The 15935-nt window shown below is 67.1% G+C and carries 15 protein-coding genes; 9 read left to right on the forward strand and 6 right to left on the reverse strand.

Features of this window, described 5'->3' with window-relative positions; all coding sequences use genetic code 11:
- Positions 1-93: 93 nt before the first annotated feature.
- The 6 genes from DIE08_RS24120 to DIE08_RS24145 all read left to right on the forward strand — a co-directional run bounded on the left by DIE08_RS24120 (position 94) and on the right by DIE08_RS24145 (position 6875).
- Positions 94-2565: an RND family transporter gene (locus DIE08_RS24120; RefSeq protein WP_124903958.1), complete on the forward strand. Its 2472-nt coding sequence runs from the start codon at positions 94-96 to the stop codon at positions 2563-2565.
- Positions 2566-2633: 68 nt separating this feature from the next.
- Entirely contained in the window at positions 2634-3713 is a 1080-nt protein-coding gene (locus tag DIE08_RS24125; RefSeq protein WP_124903960.1) for a Rieske 2Fe-2S domain-containing protein, read from the forward strand.
- A 308-nt stretch (positions 3714-4021) separates the two neighbouring features.
- A complete protein-coding gene (locus DIE08_RS24130; RefSeq protein ID WP_006483056.1) occupies positions 4022-4225 on the forward strand; it encodes a cold-shock protein in 204 nt (67 codons plus the stop codon).
- Positions 4226-4687: 462 nt separating this feature from the next.
- Entirely contained in the window at positions 4688-4951 is a 264-nt protein-coding gene (gene infA / locus DIE08_RS24135) for a translation initiation factor IF-1 (RefSeq protein WP_059600526.1), read from the forward strand.
- Between the two features lie 413 nt (positions 4952-5364).
- Positions 5365-6630 (forward strand): alkaline phosphatase family protein, encoded by a 1266-nt coding sequence (locus DIE08_RS24140; RefSeq protein ID WP_124903962.1) that lies wholly within the window; start codon positions 5365-5367, stop codon positions 6628-6630.
- Positions 6627-6875 (forward strand): hypothetical protein, encoded by a 249-nt coding sequence (locus DIE08_RS24145; RefSeq protein ID WP_124903964.1) that lies wholly within the window; start codon positions 6627-6629, stop codon positions 6873-6875. Before DIE08_RS24140 ends, DIE08_RS24145 begins: the two co-directional genes overlap by 4 nt.
- 99 nt (positions 6876-6974) lie before the next feature.
- On the opposite strand, the gene dmpG is transcribed toward DIE08_RS24145, so the two are convergent.
- The 6 genes from dmpG to DIE08_RS24175 form a co-directional block, all read right to left on the reverse strand.
- The gene (gene dmpG / locus DIE08_RS24150) at positions 6975-8006 is read right to left on the reverse strand and encodes a 4-hydroxy-2-oxovalerate aldolase (RefSeq protein WP_124903966.1); all 1032 of its coding nucleotides are present in this window, start codon (positions 8004-8006) and stop codon (positions 6975-6977) included.
- A gap of 16 nt (positions 8007-8022) precedes the next feature.
- Positions 8023-8922 carry an acetaldehyde dehydrogenase (acetylating) gene (locus DIE08_RS24155; RefSeq protein WP_124903968.1) on the reverse strand — a complete coding sequence of 300 codons (900 nt, stop codon included), beginning with the start codon at positions 8920-8922 and terminating at the stop codon, positions 8023-8025.
- A gap of 13 nt (positions 8923-8935) precedes the next feature.
- Positions 8936-9718, reverse strand: coding sequence for a 2-oxopent-4-enoate hydratase (gene dmpE / locus DIE08_RS24160; RefSeq protein WP_124903970.1), 783 nt, complete (start codon positions 9716-9718; stop codon positions 8936-8938).
- Positions 9719-9828: 110 nt separating this feature from the next.
- Positions 9829-11211, reverse strand: a complete 1383-nt coding sequence (locus DIE08_RS24165; RefSeq protein WP_124903972.1) for a DUF1329 domain-containing protein — start codon at positions 11209-11211, stop codon at positions 9829-9831.
- Between the two features lie 41 nt (positions 11212-11252).
- A complete protein-coding gene (locus DIE08_RS24170; RefSeq protein ID WP_124622805.1) occupies positions 11253-12818 on the reverse strand; it encodes a DUF1302 domain-containing protein in 1566 nt (521 codons plus the stop codon).
- Positions 12819-12968: 150 nt separating this feature from the next.
- Entirely contained in the window at positions 12969-13748 is a 780-nt protein-coding gene (locus DIE08_RS24175; protein ID WP_124903974.1) for an SDR family oxidoreductase, read from the reverse strand.
- Positions 13749-13886: 138 nt separating this feature from the next.
- On the opposite strand from DIE08_RS24175, the gene DIE08_RS24180 reads away from it, so the two are divergent.
- From DIE08_RS24180 to DIE08_RS24190, 3 genes are all read left to right on the forward strand, one after another.
- On the forward strand, positions 13887-14732 hold the full coding sequence (locus DIE08_RS24180) for an alpha/beta fold hydrolase (RefSeq protein ID WP_124903976.1): 846 nt from the start codon (positions 13887-13889) through the stop codon (positions 14730-14732).
- A gap of 62 nt (positions 14733-14794) precedes the next feature.
- Positions 14795-15583 carry an SDR family NAD(P)-dependent oxidoreductase gene (locus tag DIE08_RS24185; protein WP_059600516.1) on the forward strand — a complete coding sequence of 263 codons (789 nt, stop codon included), beginning with the start codon at positions 14795-14797 and terminating at the stop codon, positions 15581-15583.
- A gap of 38 nt (positions 15584-15621) precedes the next feature.
- Positions 15622-15935, forward strand: a 314-nt coding sequence (locus DIE08_RS24190) for an electron transfer flavoprotein subunit beta/FixA family protein (RefSeq protein ID WP_409360406.1), incomplete at its 3' end; no start/stop codon positions are given.

The following is a 15935-nucleotide window of genomic DNA, read 5'->3' on the forward strand; positions in this document are numbered from 1 at the left end:
GCGGCGCTCGCCGTCGCCCGCTTCCGTTCGCCTCGCCGAGCCGATCCGTTTCGCCCGCATCGTCCGTCCCGTCCGTTCCGACCCGAGAAATCCATGAACGACCTGTCACACCCCACCGAAGCCGTTCCCGCATCGCGCCTCGCCGCGTTCGTCGAGCGCTGCGCCGACACGATCATCCGGCAGCGCCGGCTGCTGATGCTGCTGTGCGTCGCGGTGACGCTCGCGCTCGGCTTGTCCGCGACGCGCCTGAAGCTCGATCCGGGCTTCAACAAGATGATCCCGATGCAGCACCCGTACATGCAGGTGTTCGAGCGCTACGCGGGCGCGTTCCCCGGCGCGAACACGATCCTCGTCAGCCTGCGCTGGAAGGGCGACGGCGACATCTACAACCAGACGTTCATGGACGCGCTGCGCCACGCGACCGACGACGTGTTCTTCATCCCCGGCGTGAACCGCTCGCGCGTGTTCTCGCTGTTCACGCCGAACGTCCACTACACGGAAGTGACCGAAGCCGGCTTTCGCGGCGACGTGGTCGTGCCCGGCCAGTTCTCGAGCGCGAACCCGGACGATCTCGCGAAGGTGCGCCGCAACGTCGCGCGCTCCGGGCAGATCGGCCGGCTGGTCGGCAACGACCTGAAGTCGGCGCTGATCCGCGCGGAACTGCGCGAGACCGATCCGGCCTCCGGCAAGCGGCTCGACTACAGCGCGGTCGCGCGCCAGCTCGAGGAAATCCGTGCGCGCTACGCGAAGCAGGGCATCGACGTCAACATCATCGGCTTCGCGAAGCTGGTGGGCGACGTCGAGGCCGGGATCGCCGGCGTGATGGCGTTCTTCGCGCTGGCGTTCCTCGTGACGGCCGCGCTGCTGTTCGCCTATACGCGCTCGCTGAAGACCACCGTGCTCGCGCTCGTCGTCGCGCTGCTGCCGGTCGTCTGGCTGCTCGGCGCGCTGCCGCTGCTCGGGCTCGGCATCGACCCGATGTCGATCCTCGTGCCGTTCCTGATCTTCTCGATCGGCGTGTCGCATGCGGTGCAGATGACCAACGCGTGGAAGCAGGCGCTGGTGCGCGGCGCGTCGTCGGTCGAAGCCGCGCGCGACGCGTTCCGCAAGCTGTTCGTGCCGGGCACGGTCGCGCTGCTGACCAACGCGCTCGGCTTCATGGTGATCATGCGGATCCGGATCGACATCGTGCGCGAGCTCGGCATCACCGCGTGCCTCGGCGTGCTGCTCATGATCGTCACCAACAAGGTGTTCCTGCCGATCCTGCTGTCGTACACGCGCCTCGAGCGCGGCACGCTCGCGCGCGCCCAGCGCACGGCCGCTGCGGGCGGCAGCGGGAAGTGGTCGCGCTTCGCGGTGTTCGCGCGGCCGGCGCCGGCGCTCGGCGTGTTCGCCGTGGCGCTCGCGCTGCTCGCATACGGCACGCTCGAGTCGCGCAAGCTGGAGATCGGCGACATCGGTACCGGTGCGCCGGAGCTGCGCGCGAACTCGCGCTACAACATCGACAACGCCGCCATCACGCACCAGTACAACATCGGTGTCGACGTGCTGTCGGTGATCGTCGAGACGACCGGTTTCGACGACGCGTGCCTGCACTACCCGGTGATGAGCGCGATCGAGAAGTTCGAGATGAACATGCGCGGTGTGGCCGGCGTGCAGTCGGTCACGAGCGTGTCGTCGCAGGGCAAGGTGTTCATCGCCGCGTTCAACGAAGGCAACCCGCGCTGGGCCGCGCTGCCGCGCTCCAGCGACGGGCTCACGCAGGGCGCCAATGCGTTCGATCCCGACAACGGGATGAACACCGCGAACTGCAAGGCGATCCAGGTGCTGATCTACACGCAGAACCACGAAGGCACGACCATCGCGCACATCGTCGACGAGATCAAGCGCTTCGCGGCCGAGAACCCCACGCCGAACGTCGCGTTCCGGCTCGCGGGCGGCAACGTCGGCGTGATGGCGGCGACCAACGAGGCGGTCGGCGACGCGGAGATCGCGATGCTGCTGTCGATCTTCGGCGCGATCGCGCTGCTGTGCGCGGTCACGTTCCGCTCGTGGCGCGCGGTGCTGTGCATCATCGTGCCGCTCACGCTGGTGTCGATCCTGTGCAACGCGGTGATGGCGTGGCTCGGCATCGGGCTGAAGGTCGCGACGCTGCCGGTGATCACGCTCGGTGTCGGGGTCGGCGTCGACTACGGGATCTACCTGTACGAACGCCTGCAGCACGACATCCGCCACGGTGCGACGCTGCCGGACGCATTCGCCGACGCGATGCGCCAGCGCGGCACCGCGGCGCTGTTCACGGCCGTCACGATGTTCATCGGCGTCGGCACCTGGGCGTTCTCCGCGCTGAAATTCCAGGTCGACATGGGCGTGCTGCTCGCGTTCATGTTCCTCGTGAACCTGTTCGGCGCGGTGTTCCTGCTGCCCGCGCTGGCCGCATGGCTCGGCGTCGAGCGCGCCGAGCGCCGCGTGTCGCACGAGCCGCAGCCGGCATCGCCGCAGGTCGCGCCGACACCCGCGCTCAAGCCGACACGCACGCTCGAACCCGGCAATCCGGTGCGCTGAGCGACGCAACCCCCGTTACCCGGTGCGCGGCGGGCCGCCGCGCGTCCCACCAAGAGGAGTCAACCCACATGTCCGCACGCCCTTACAAGATCGAAGCCCAGCCGCTCGCGCAGCGCTATGCGCGCGGCTGGCACTGCCTCGGGCTCGCCCGCGACTACAAGGACGGCAAGCCGCATACGCTGAACGTCTTCGGCCGCAAGCTCGCCGCGTTCGCCGATTCGACCGGCAAGATCAACGTCGTCGACGCGTATTGCCCGCACATGGGCGCCGACCTGAGCCTCGGCAAGGTCGAAGGCGATAACCTCGTGTGCCCGTTCCACGGCTGGGCGTGGAACGGCGAAGGGCAGTGCGCGTCGATCCCGTACTGCAAGCGGATTCCGCCGAAGGCGCGCATCGGCGCGTGGCCGACCTGCGAGGAAAACAACCTGCTGTTCGTGTGGAACGACCCGGAAGGCAACGCGCCGCCGCCGGAAGTCGCGATTCCGCGCCTCGACGTGTGCTTCTCCGACGAATGGTCGGACTGGGTCGTCGACAAGATGGTGATCCAGGCGAATTGCCGCGAGCTGGTCGACAACATCTCGGACGTCGCGCACTTCGCGACCGTGCACCGCGCACCGATCGACTATTTCGCGAACCTGTTCGAGGATCACAAGGCGACGCAGCTGATGGTCGGCCGCAGCGAGAAGCTCGGCGGCGACAGCCTGACGGCGTTGTCGACGTATTTCGGGCCGGCCGTGCACATCACGCAGATGACGGGGCAGAGCGGCGGGCAGCCGATCCACTCGGTGTTGCTGAACTGCCACGTGCCGATCGACATGAACAGCTTCGAGCTGCGCTACGGCGTGATCGTGAAGAAGGTGGCCGGCCTGAGCGACGCGCAGAACATGGAGATCGCGAACGCATACGTGAAGGAAGCGCAGCGCGCGTTCTACGAGGACGTCGACATCTGGCACAGCAAGACGCGCATCGACAACCCGCTGCTGTGCGAAGGCGACGGGCCGCTGTACCAGATGCGCGACTGGTATTCGCAGTTCTACCTGGACGCGGTCGACGTGCGGCCGTCGAGCGTCGCGCGCAAGACGTTCGAGATGAATATCCGCGACGGTGCGACGCCGCCGGCGCTGCATCACGTGTTCGAACCGCGGTGACGGGCAGTAACGGGGTGAACGGGGGCGAACGCGGCGAAAATAGGGGCTGCATCGTTTCGCCTCCAGATCGCCGCGCACCCCCGCCAGGCAAGGCGCGCGCGCTGCCGCGCGCCTGCATCGTATCGAAAGAGCTTGACGGATCGATCCGCACCGCGTAGTGTCCGAGACCGAAGTCTTCAAGAAGTTCGATTGCTCATCATTGGCCGCACGCGGTGCGGCAGTCGTTGGTCTCTCCCTCTTTTGATTCTTTCTGTGCCTGTCACGGGCGCATGTTCATCGTTCGTATCAATCGTATTAAGGAAGTATTTGTGGATACCGGTACCGTCAAGTGGTTCAACGAAACCAAGGGCTTTGGTTTCATCTCCCCGGACAACGGCGGCGACGATCTGTTCGCCCATTTCTCGGAAATTCGCGGCACGGGCTTCAAGACCCTGGCCGAAGGCCAGAAGGTCAGCTTCGAAGTGAAGCGTGGCCCGAAGGGTCTGCAAGCGTCGAACATCACGCCGCAGTAAGCCGCGTCGGCACCGGCCGTCGAATGGCGGCCGCTGCCGGACGAATTTCGCGCGGATGCCGGCCCGAGCCGGCGTCCTGCGCGTTTCGACGCACACGACCGATGCATCGCGGAATTCACGATGCATCGGTCGTGTGCTTCTCTCATCCATCGCAGGTCCGTACGACGTGCGATCCAACGCCCTCGCGAAGCGCTCGCCGCGTCGCCAGCGGCCCATGCTGCAACCCGAGTAGACCGTGGCCATGCCTCACGCGGCGCGGTCCCGACTTTGCGCGGTGCCGATTGCACCGCCGCCACCGACCGCCCGACCGCCGCATTGCGCCGGGCTCCGATTGCAAGACGGGCGCGTCGTCCGTCTGAACGAATTGATCCCCGGCATCCCGCCGGCCGCTGTCCCGTTGAGGGGCACGGCGCCGGTGAGCTCGCCGCGGCCGCGGTCATCACCTTGTCTGGAGGAATTGGTTTGGCAAAAGAAGAACTGCTGGAACTGGACGGAATCGTCGACGAAGTGCTGCCGGACAGCAAATACCGTGTCACGCTGGAAAACGGCGTCGTGGTCGGCGCGTATGCGTCGGGCCGCATGCGCAAGAACCACATCCGCATTCTCGCGGGCGATCGCGTGACGCTGGAACTGTCGATGTACGACCTGACCAAGGGCCGCATCAACTTCCGCCACAAGGACGCGAATTCGACGCGTCCGCAGCGCCCCGGGCAACCGCGTCGCTAAAGCAGTAGCGATCGGCCAGCGCAACGCCGCACCGATCGAAACCCGTCCGGCCCGTTCATGTGGCCGGGCACACCGGATGGGCGGCGCGGCTCGCGCCGTTCGGCGGTCGCCAGCGGCGGGGCAGTGCTGCGGCGGCCGAGGCCGCATTCTCTCCGGTCGAATCGCCCGATTCGGCTCGCTTTTCCCGCACGCGTCGATTCGCCGCGCATCGCTTTCCCCACCCACGCCGGTCGTCGGCTGAATGCCCGTGTCTTGCCGCGCGCCGTGCCCGGCTTTACGCGCAGGCCGGCGTAGCCGTACACTCGTCGGCAATTCGCGGCACGCGCACGCTGCAGCGCCTTTCCTTTCATTTGCTTTCAGTGCCGCCGCGATCGTGCCAGCAGGACTTTCGTCGCGCGACGCCAGGAGGCGCCATGAGTGCAGACGCAGCCCCCGCAGATCCTTCAGTTCCCGCAGTTTCGTCGGTTCAGGACCGCATCCGGCACGTGTTCGTGCTGATGCTCGAGAACCGCTCGTTCGACCATCTGTTCGCGCTGTCGGGCTATCCCGACATCGTTGCCGCATCACCGGGTAACAGCAACACGTACGGCGATGCGGTCTACCCGTTCGGCGGCGGCGCACCCGACCGGATGCCGACCGATCCGTGTCACGAATTCACCGACGTGCTCGAACAGCTTTGCGGCACGGGCGTGCCGTTCGTCAAAGGGCGACCTTATCCGAGCATCAACAATTCGGGATTCGTGTCGAACTACGCGACGTCGCATTCCGAAGGCACGCCGCCGCAGCCAGCCGATGCGGGCAAGATCATGCAGGGCGTCAATATCGCGATGCAAGCGCCGTCGCTTCACGCGCTGGCGAACGCATTCGTGCTGTGCGACGCGTGGCACGCGTCGATGCCAGGGCCGACCTGGCCGAACCGCTTCTTCCTGCACGGCGCGTCGTCGGCCGGGCTCGACCATTCGCCGACCAGGGAGGAAATGGCCGGATGGGACGCGTTCGACGGCTTCCCCTATCCGAAAGGTTCGATCTTCGCCGCGCTCGGCGACGACAACTGGCGCATCTACCAGGACCAGTCGGGCGACCCGCTCGGCCACGTGCCGCAGGTGGCATCGCTGAAGGGCGTGAGCTTCTTCGACATCGACGACCTCGCGCATTTCGAGGCCGATCTCGCGGCCGGCTATACGGCGCGCTATACGTTCATCGAGCCCGGCTATGGCGACATCGTGCACGGCACCTACCGGAACGGCAGTTCGCAGCACCCGATGGATGGCCTGGCCGGTGGCGACCAGCTCGTCGCGCGCGTGTACGACGCGATCCGCAATTCGCCGGTGTGGGAGAGCAGCCTGTTCGTGATCTGCTACGACGAGCATGGCGGCTTCTACGATTCGGTCAGGCCGGGCGCCGCGCCGCCGCCGAACGATGGCGCGGCGGCGACGTTGAACGCGAGCGGCTTCGGGTTCGACGTGTACGGCGTGCGGGTGCCGGCGATCGTGATTTCGCCGTGGGTCGCGGCCGGGCAGGTCGACCATACGCCGTACGACCATGCGTCGGTCGCCGCGACGCTCGAGCGGCTGTTCGGCCTCGCGCCGCTGACGGACCGCGACCGTCTCGCGAACGACCTGCTGGCGCTCGTCACCACGACGTGCCGCACCGACTGCCCGCAAAGGATCGGATCATGAGTACGACACCGGCCCCCGACCCGCGCGATGCGCTGCCCGTGCGCGACGGCACGAGCCTGGTCGCGTATCTGCACATCCTGAAGAAAGCGCACGCGGCGCTGGTCGGGCATGACAAGGCCCATCGGCGCTTCAGCGAGATCGTCACGCGCGGGCAGGCGCGGCAGTACATCGAGGAGCTGATGCCGTCGCTGCTGCAGGCGCGCGCGGCGCATCGGCGCAAGCGGCACGGCGGGAAGCATCGTTGACGATGCGTGGCCGGGGCGGATCGATCCCGACACCCGAAATGAAAACGGGGCTTGCGCCCCGTTTCCCGTTGCTTCCGGACGAATGGATACAACGTTCGCTCAGGCCGCGACTTCCCGCGCCCGCACCATCGTCAGCGCCGCGTCCTCGATCATGTCCTCCTGCCCGCCGACGAGCCGCTGGCGGCCCAGTTCGACGAGGATGTCGCGCGCCGGAATCCCGTATTTCGCTTCCGCACGCTTCGCGAACAGCAGGAACGACGAGTAGACGCCCGCATAGCCGAGCGTCAGCGCATCGCGGTCGAGGCGGATCGGTGCGTCCATGATCGGCACGACGAGATCCTCGGCCACGTCGGAAATCGCGAACACGTCGACACCCGTCTCGATCCCCATCCGGTCGCACACCGCGACGAACACTTCCATCGGCGTGTTGCCCGCGCCGGCGCCGAGGCCAGCTGCGGCCGCATCGATCCGGTTTGCGCCCGCGGCAACGGCCGCGACCGAGTTCGCGACGCCCATCGCGAGGTTGTGATGGCCGTGGAAGCCGAGTTCCGTGTCCGGCTTCAGCGCATCGCGCACCTGGCCGATCCGCGCGGTCACGTCGTCGGGCAGCATGTGGCCGGCCGAATCGGTGATGTAGATGCAGTTCGCGCCATACGACTCCATCAGCTTCGCCTGCACGACGAGCTGCTCCGGCGACGACATGTGCGCCATCATCAGAAAGCCGACCGTATCGAGCCCGAGTGTGCGCGCGAGGCCGATGTGCTGCTCCGACACGTCCGCCTCGGTGCAGTGCGTCGCGACGCGGATCGTGCCGACGCCGAGTTCGTGCGCCATGCGCAGATGCTCGACGGTGCCGATGCCGGGCAGCAGCAACGCCGATACCTTCGCCTGCCTCAACTCCGGAATGACGGCGCTCAGGTATGCCTCGTCGGTATGCGCGGGGAAACCGTAATTGACCGACGCGCCGCCGAGTCCGTCGCCGTGCGTGACCTCGATCAGCGGCACGCCTGCCGCATCGAGCCCGCGCGCGATGTTGCGCATCTGGTCGAGCGTGATCTGGTGGCGCTTCGGGTGCATCCCGTCGCGCAGCGACATGTCGTGGACGGTGATCTTCTTGCCTGCAAGTGACATCGTGTGACTCCTCGACTCAAGCGGTGGCGGCCGCAGCGGCCAGCATCTGTTCGGCGAAACGCTCGGCCGTGGCGGCCGCGGCGGCGGTCATGATGTCGAGGTTGCCCGCGTATTTCGGCAGGTAGTCGCCGAGCCCCTCGACTTCCATGAAGACCGACACGCGATTGCCGTCGAACACCGGGCCGTTCTTCAGCGTGTAGCCGGGCACGTAGCGCTGCACTTCCTTGACCATCGCATGCACGGAGGCCGTGATCGCTTCGACGTTGGGCGGCCCGTCGGTCAGGCAGTGGATCGTGTCGCGCATGATCAGCGGCGGTTCGGCCGGGTTGATCACGATGATCGCCTTGCCCTTGCGCGCGCCGCCGACCTGTTCGATCGCGCCGGACGTCGTGCGCGTGAATTCGTCGATGTTCTTGCGCGTGCCGGGGCCGACCGAGCGCGACGATACCGTGGCGACGATCTCGCCGTACGCGACCGGCTGCACGCGCGACACCGCGTACACCATCGGAATCGTCGCCTGGCCGCCGCAGGTCACCATGTTCACGTTCATCTGCGCGCTGTCGAGGTGCGCGTCGAGGTTCACCGGCGGCACGCAATACGGCCCGATCGCGGCGGGCGTCAGGTCGATCATCTTCACGCCGAGCGCGGTGAGCTTGTCGGAGTTGTCGCGGTGCACGTAGGCGGAGGTCGCGTCGAACGCGATGCGGATGTCGTCGTCGGCGACGTGCGGCAGCAGCCCGTCGACGCCCTTGTCGGTGGTCTTCAGGCCAAATTCGCGGGCGCGCGCGAGGCCGTCGGATGCCGGGTCGACGCCGACCATCCACACGGGTTCGAGCACGGTCGAGCGGCGCAGCTTGTACAGCAGGTCGGTGCCGATGTTGCCGGGCCCGATCAGTGCGCATTTGATTTTCTTCATCAGGTTCGTTCCTTTAGATAAAGCGGACGTCGCAACTGCCGATGCCGGAAATGTGCATCGACAGCGCGTCGCCGGCTGTGACCGGAATCAGTTTCGCGAGCGAGCCGGACAGCACGATTTCGCCGGCAAGCAGCGGCACGTCGTATTCGGCGAGGGTGTTCGCGAGCCACGCGACGGCGTCGGCGGGATGGCCGAGCGCCGCGTCGCCGCGGCCTTGCGCGACGCGCTCGCCGTTCTTCTCGATCGTCATTTCGCACGCGGCGAGGTCGAGCGTGCGTGGGTCGACGCGTGCTTCGCCGAGCACGTACACGCCGCACGACGCGTTGTCGGCGACGGTGTCCTCGATGCGGATCGCCCAGTCGCGGATGCGCGAATCGACGATCTCGAAGCACGGCGCGACGGCGGCGGTCGCGGCGATCACGTCGGTGCGGTCGATGCCGGGGCCGCGCAGGTCACGCGCGAGGATGAACGCGATCTCGCCTTCGGCGCGCGGCGCGATCAGCGATTCGGTGGCAATCGCCTCGCCGGCCGCGTAGTGCATGCCGGACAGCAGGATGCCGAAATCGGGCTGGCGCACGTTCAGCATGTCCTGCACGGCCTGGCTCGTCACGCCGATCTTCTTGCCGACCACCGCTTCGCCGCGCTCGACGCGGCGTTCGATAAAGCGTTGCTGGATGCGGTAGGCATCGTCGAGGGACAGCCGGCGCGGGCGGCTCGACAGCGGCGCGACCGGTGCGCGCGCGTGCCACGCGGCGTACAGCTCGTCGCCGAGCGTCGTATGCAGGCGGGAAGACATGAAAGGGCCCTCGAATCTCGAATGGAAAAAGGCCGCCGTCGCGGGCGGCGTCGGGCGCCGGAGCGGGGCTCCGGCGCGTGGGTCGCGGGCGTGCCGCGTCAGCAGGTTGCTTAGTTACCCGAACTGCGGATCGCGTCCGGCGAGAAATACGCCTCGTTGAACTGCGGGCTGTTGTCGAGCTTCGGCATCGGGCCTTCGTTCGTCAGGCGGTCGGCCATGTACGCGCCGGAGATCAGGTCGTGGTAGAACACGACGCCCGGGTAGAACACCTTCGCGTCATACGCATACAGCGTCGTCGCGACGTTGGTGCGCCACAGCTGGCCGCGCGCGTCGTAGTTGTCGGCGAGCAGCGTCATCCACGAGTCCTCGTCGATGTACAGCACGCGCTTCGCATACTGGTGACGGTAGTTGCTCTTCAGCGTCGCCTGCAGCACCCACACGCGATGCAGCTCGTAGCGGATGTAGGCCGGATTCTCGTGGCCCTTGGTCAGCAGGTCTGCATACTTCACCGAGCTGTCCATCGCCTTGTAGTTGTCGTACGGCACGTAGATCTCGCGCTTGCCGACGATCTTCCAGTCGTAGCGGTCGCCGGGGCCGTTGTACAGGCGGTCGTCGTCGACGGTGCGGAAGCCGCCCGGGCCCTGCGGCTGGTCGTAGCCGTATTCGGGCGCCTGGCGCACGCGGCGCGTGCCGGGGTTGTACATCCACGTGCGCGACGAGTTGTCGGCGCCGGCCTTGTCCCAGTTCGTGAAGCCGACGATCAGCGAGCCGCGGTCGGACAACGGCAGCTCCGTCGCATTGCGGTAGTACGTGCGGTTGTTCAGGTCGCTCTTCACGTCGAACTTGCCGGAGTTGCGCGGCGAGTAGATGTCGTAGCGCACCTTGCCCCACGCGATGTTGCCGTCCGAGTACACGACCGCCTGGTCGTAGGTCGCTTGCTCGGCGCCGATCGCCGACGAGAAGCGCTGGTTCCACAGCAGCTCGGCGGGCGTCTTCGGGATCGGGTAGGGCACCGTCGGCGGCGCGTTCGTGAGGCCGTTTGCGTCGGATGTCATCGTCGAATCCGGCGCGTACGTGCGAATGTCCTTGTAGACGGAATCCGCGTAGCGGAAGTCGCGATGGCTCGGGTACACGTTGATCTTGAACGTGGCCGGGTAGCGCTTGAACATCGCCTTCTGGCCGTCGGTCAGGTGCTCCGCGTACTGCGCCATGTTCTCCGCGGTGATCGTCGCGACCGGCTTCTCGCTCGCGAACGGATCGGGGTAGCGGCTGCCGCGCTTGTACTGCACGTCGGGCGGCGTGCCGAGCCACTTGCCCGACCACTCCGGCACGCTGCTGTCCTTGCTCGCGGCGCGCACCGCGCCCATCGGCGTGAGTGGGCCGTCGAGCGCCTTCAGGTCGTCCGGCGTGACCTTCGGGAACGACGCCGTCGCGACGAGCGCGCACGCGGCCATCACCGACGCGCGCAGGAGGGGGAGACGAGTTCGTTTCATGAGAAATCCTCTTCTTGCTGAGTGACGAGCGGCCGGGCCGCTCAGAAGTGGTAGGTCGCCGTGGCCAGCACGTAGTCCCGATCGGCAAGCGGACGCGTGACGGGGTTCGGCGAACCGAGGAACTTCGCGTAGACGAGCGCCAGCGACAGGTTGCTCAGGCGCGTGAACGTGACGCCGGCGGTCACGCGGTGGTCGCCCTGGCCCGTCAGCGAGCCGAGCGCGCCGGCCAGCGGCGAGGTACCCGCCAGGTCATGCGTGTACGTGAGCGGCACGTCGAGATCCCAGCCGTTGAACACGTTCTTGTAGCTGAGCGTCCAGGCCAGCTCGAGGGCGAGCGCGTTGCGCGAGTTCGCGAGGGTCGTCGAGCCGTCGACGGCCGAGATGCCGCCGGCGTGTACGTACGTGATTTCACCGACCAGCGATTGCGAATTCGCGAGGAAGCTCGGCCCGATCGAGTAGATGCCGGACAGGTTGAGCTGCGTGACGTTCGCGCGCGTCGCCTGCGCGCCGGTCGGCGTGTTGACGAGCACGGCCGCGCCCTGGCGGTATGACGCTTCGCCCGCGACGTTGACCGGACCAACCTGCGTCGAGAAGCTCGCGCCGGTCAGCTTGATGTTGTTGAAATAGGTCTGCCGGTACTGAAGCACGGGATAGAACGACGTGACGACGCTCGGGTTCATGTCGTTGTAATGCAGGTGATACACGCCGAGCTCGGTATCGCCGAACACGCGCAAGCGTGCGCCGATACCCCACTGGTTGCGGGCGCTCGGTTTTTCGTCGGCCCCGCGCGGAATGATCATCCCGCCCGGGCCGATGATGAATTGCGCGCCCGGGCCGACCACGTCCGAATAGCTCCAGTAGGTGCCGGGCGCGGTCAGGCGGTTCTGCTGGAACGAGAACTGGTAGTAGCCGAGCAGGCTGAAGTTCGGCGTGATCTGCCACTGCGTCGAGATCTGCGGCACGGGCAGCAGGATGTCCTTCACCTGAGCGCCGGCGACATAGGACTTGGTGGCGTCGGCCGGGCCTTGCGCGCCTGCGATGTTCGGGAAGAACAGGCTTTCGCCCCAGGCGACCACCTGGTCGCCGACCTTGACGTTCAGGCTCGTCGTGCCGATCTTGAACGTGTTGTACGCGTAGGCGGCGAGCAGTGTCGTGTGGCCGCCCGACCAGTAGCGGGCATCGCTCGTGAAGTTGTTGTACTGGCCCGACTGGTTCACGGTACCCGGAGCGTCGTTGTAGTTCGGGCGGTGATAGGCCTGATCGTAGAACGTACTCGCGCGGACGAACACACCCCAGTCGTCGTGCTTCAGGTTCACTTCGCCGAGCAGGCTGACCTGATTCTCGATCAGCTTGTTCTTCGCGAAGTTGCGATCGCCGTCGTCGCCATTGATGTTCGCGGGCGTCAGCAGATTGCCGCTCGGCGCACGCGTGCGCATGCCGAGGCCGTAACTCAGCGTGAACGTGTAGTCCAGCGTCGTGTCGGCGCCAAGGTCGATCGTGCTGCCTGCGTGCGCGTTGGGAACGGCGCACGTGAGCAGCGCGGCGGCCAGCGTCGACAGCGTGGCGGTGGCCCGCTTGTCGGTACGGCGCGAAATCCGTTGATGCATGGTGTCTCCTCTGGGGTATCGACGACGGTCGACTGTGGTTGTCGTGAGAGGCAGAGTAGGGAGATCGCGGTAGCAGGGAATCGTCAAAATGAACTAGATGACTTCCCTAGGACTGGAAACGATCGGGGCGCGCCGGTCGTGTCGCGCGCGTCAGCGTGGTTTCGTTTGCGCGGCCGCCAGGAACGCGGGCCGTTCGCCGCCGCCGTCGAGCCGCAGGTTCGCGCCGGACGTGTACGACGCATCGGGCGACGCGAGGAACAGGCACGCCGACGCGACGTCGTCGGGCGTCGCGAGCCGTCCGGCGGGAATCGTCGCGCGGATCGCGTCGAGCGCGGCATCGTCGCCGTAATGGCCTTCGGTCGCGGATTCCGTCTGCACGAGGCTCGGGCTGATCGCGCACACGCGCACGCGCGGCGCCCATTCGACCGCGAGCGACGTGACCGCGTTGACGAGGCCCGCCTTCGCGGCACCGTAGGCGGCGGTGCCGGGCGAGGGCCGCGATGCGCTGACGCTCGCGATGAACAGCATCACGCCGCCGTGCGGCTGCGGCTGCATGATCGCGTTCACGCGTTGCGCGAGCTGCAGCGGCGCGATCAGGTTCAGCCGCACGATCGATTCGGTGAAGCGCGGCGATGCGTCGGCCGCGAGCACGAGCGGCGAGCCGCCCGCGTTGTTGACCAGCACGTCGAGGCAGCCGGTGGCGTCGCGGATCGTCGCGAGCAGCGCGTCGACCTGCTCGATGTCGCGCAGGTCGGCCGCGACGAAGGTGGCCGTGCGGCCGCCGGACGAAGGCGGCGTGTCGGGTGCGCTGCGCCCGCATACGAACACGCGCGCGCCCGCCGCGAGAAACCGCTCGGCGATGCGCCGCCCGATGCCTTTGGTGCCGCCCGTCACGAGCACCGTCTTGCCGCTGTAGTCGAATCCGTTCATCGTCTGCCTCCGTTTCGGTGGCCCGATGATAGGAACAAGCGCGCGCGGTTTCGTAGTCTGAAAGGATGATGCCGGCCGGCGCCGGCGGCGCAATCATCGTGGCAGGCATCCATCGATCGACGAAGGAGACAATCCGCGATGACGACCCCCACGACGCCGCCGACCGGCATCTTCACCGACGTACCGGGCGGCCTGCGCCTGCATCATTTCGAGGCGGGCGAAGGCCGCCCGGTGGTGTTCATCCACGGCAGCGGCCCGGGCGCCAGCGGTTTCAGCAACTTCAAGCACAACTACCCCGCGTTCGCGGATGCCGGCCATCGCGCGATCGTCGTCGACCTGCCGGGCTACGGGCAGTCGTCGAAGCCGTCCGACGTCGCCTACACGCTCGATTTCTTCGTCGGTGCGCTGCATGCGCAGCTGTCCGCGCTCGGCATCGGGCCGGCCGTGCTGCTCGGTAACTCGCTGGGCGGTGCGATCGCGCTGAAATACGCGCTCGATTATCCCGACGAAGTCGACGGGCTGATCATGATGGCACCGGGGGGCGTCGAGGATCGCGACTCCTATTTCCGGATGGAAGGAATCCAGCGGATGGTGAAGCTGTTCACCAATCGCCAGATGAATGACGACACCATGCGCGAGCTGCTGACGCTGCTGGTGCACGACCCGGCGATCGTCACCGACGGGCTCGTCGCCGAGCGGATGAAGGTGTGTGTCGAGCAGCCGACCGAAGTGCTGTCGACGATGAGCGTGCCGAACCTGACGGGTGCGCTCGGCGACCTGCGCTGCCCGGTGCTCGGCTTCTGGGGCACGGACGATCGCTTCAATCCGGTCGGTGGCGCGCTGACGTTCCTCGAACGCTGCCGCGACGCGCGCTTCGTGCTGCTGAACCGCTGCGGCCACTGGGTCATGGTCGAGCACGCGGCGTATTTCAACCGCGAATGCCTCGATTTCCTGGCGGCGCCTGGCGCGGCCGCGGCGCGATAATGCCGGATGCCCTTGATGACCGGCTCGTTCGAGGCCGGTTCGCCTGACTACACGGAGACACAATGAAACTCATCGAAGACCTGTTCGACCTGCGCGGCAAGGTGGCCGCGATCACCGGCGGCGCGCGCGGCATCGGCGCGGAAACGGCACGCACGCTGGCCGCGGCCGGTGCGAGCGTCGCGATCCTCGACGTGCTGTCGCAACCGGCGGAAGCGCTGGTCGAGGAGATCCGCGCGCAGGGTGGCCAGGCCGCGTTCTGGTCGCTCGACGTGACGCACGAGGCCGACGTGGCGCGCGTGTTCGGCGAGATCGTCGCGCGCTTCGGGCGCCTCGACGTGCTCGTGAACAACGCGGGCATCGAAGGGCACAACGTGCCGACGCACGAGCTCACGCTCGCACAATGGCAGCGCGTGCTGGACGTGAACGTCAACGGCGTGTTCCTGTGCACGCGTGCCGCGATTCCGCACATCGAGGCGGCCGGCGGCGGCTCGATCGTGAACCTGTCGTCGATGTACGGGATCGTCGGCGGCCCCGACGTGCCGGCGTATCACGCGTCGAAGGCGGCGGTGCGGATGATGGCGAAGGTCGACGCGATGCTGTATGCGGCGAAGAACATCCGCGCGAACTCGGTGCACCCCGGCTATATCCGCACGCCGATGCTCGAGGAGGCGTTCCGCCAGATGGGGCAGAACCCCGATGACGTGTTTGGTTATCTGCAGACGCACGTGCCGATGGCGAAGATCGGCAGCCCGCGCGACATCGCGGCCGGCATCCTGTATCTCGTGTCGCCGGCGGGCCGCTACGTGACGGGTGCGGAGCTGGTGATCGACGGCGGATACACCGCGCGCTGACGCGCCGCGGCGGTCGAAACGAAACAGGAGACAGGCAGTTGAAAGCGCTCGTGGCAGTGAAGCGCGTGGTCGACGCGAACGTGAAGGTCGGCGTGAAGTCCGACCGCACCGGCGTCGACATCGCGAACGTGAAGATGTCGATGAACCCGTTCGACGAAATCGCGGTGGAAGAGGCCGTGCGATTGAAGGAGGCCGGCGTCGTGACGGAGGTGGTGGCGGTGTCGGTCGGTGTCGCCCAGGCACAGGAAACGCTGCGCACGGCGCTGGCGATCGGTGCGGATCGCGCGATCCTCGTCGAATCGAACGACAGCGTCGAGCCGCTGGCGGTGGCGAAGATCCTGAAGGCGCTGGT

The organism is Burkholderia sp. Bp9004 (genome assembly GCF_003858025.1).
GTDB lineage: Bacteria > Pseudomonadota > Gammaproteobacteria > Burkholderiales > Burkholderiaceae > Burkholderia > Burkholderia diffusa.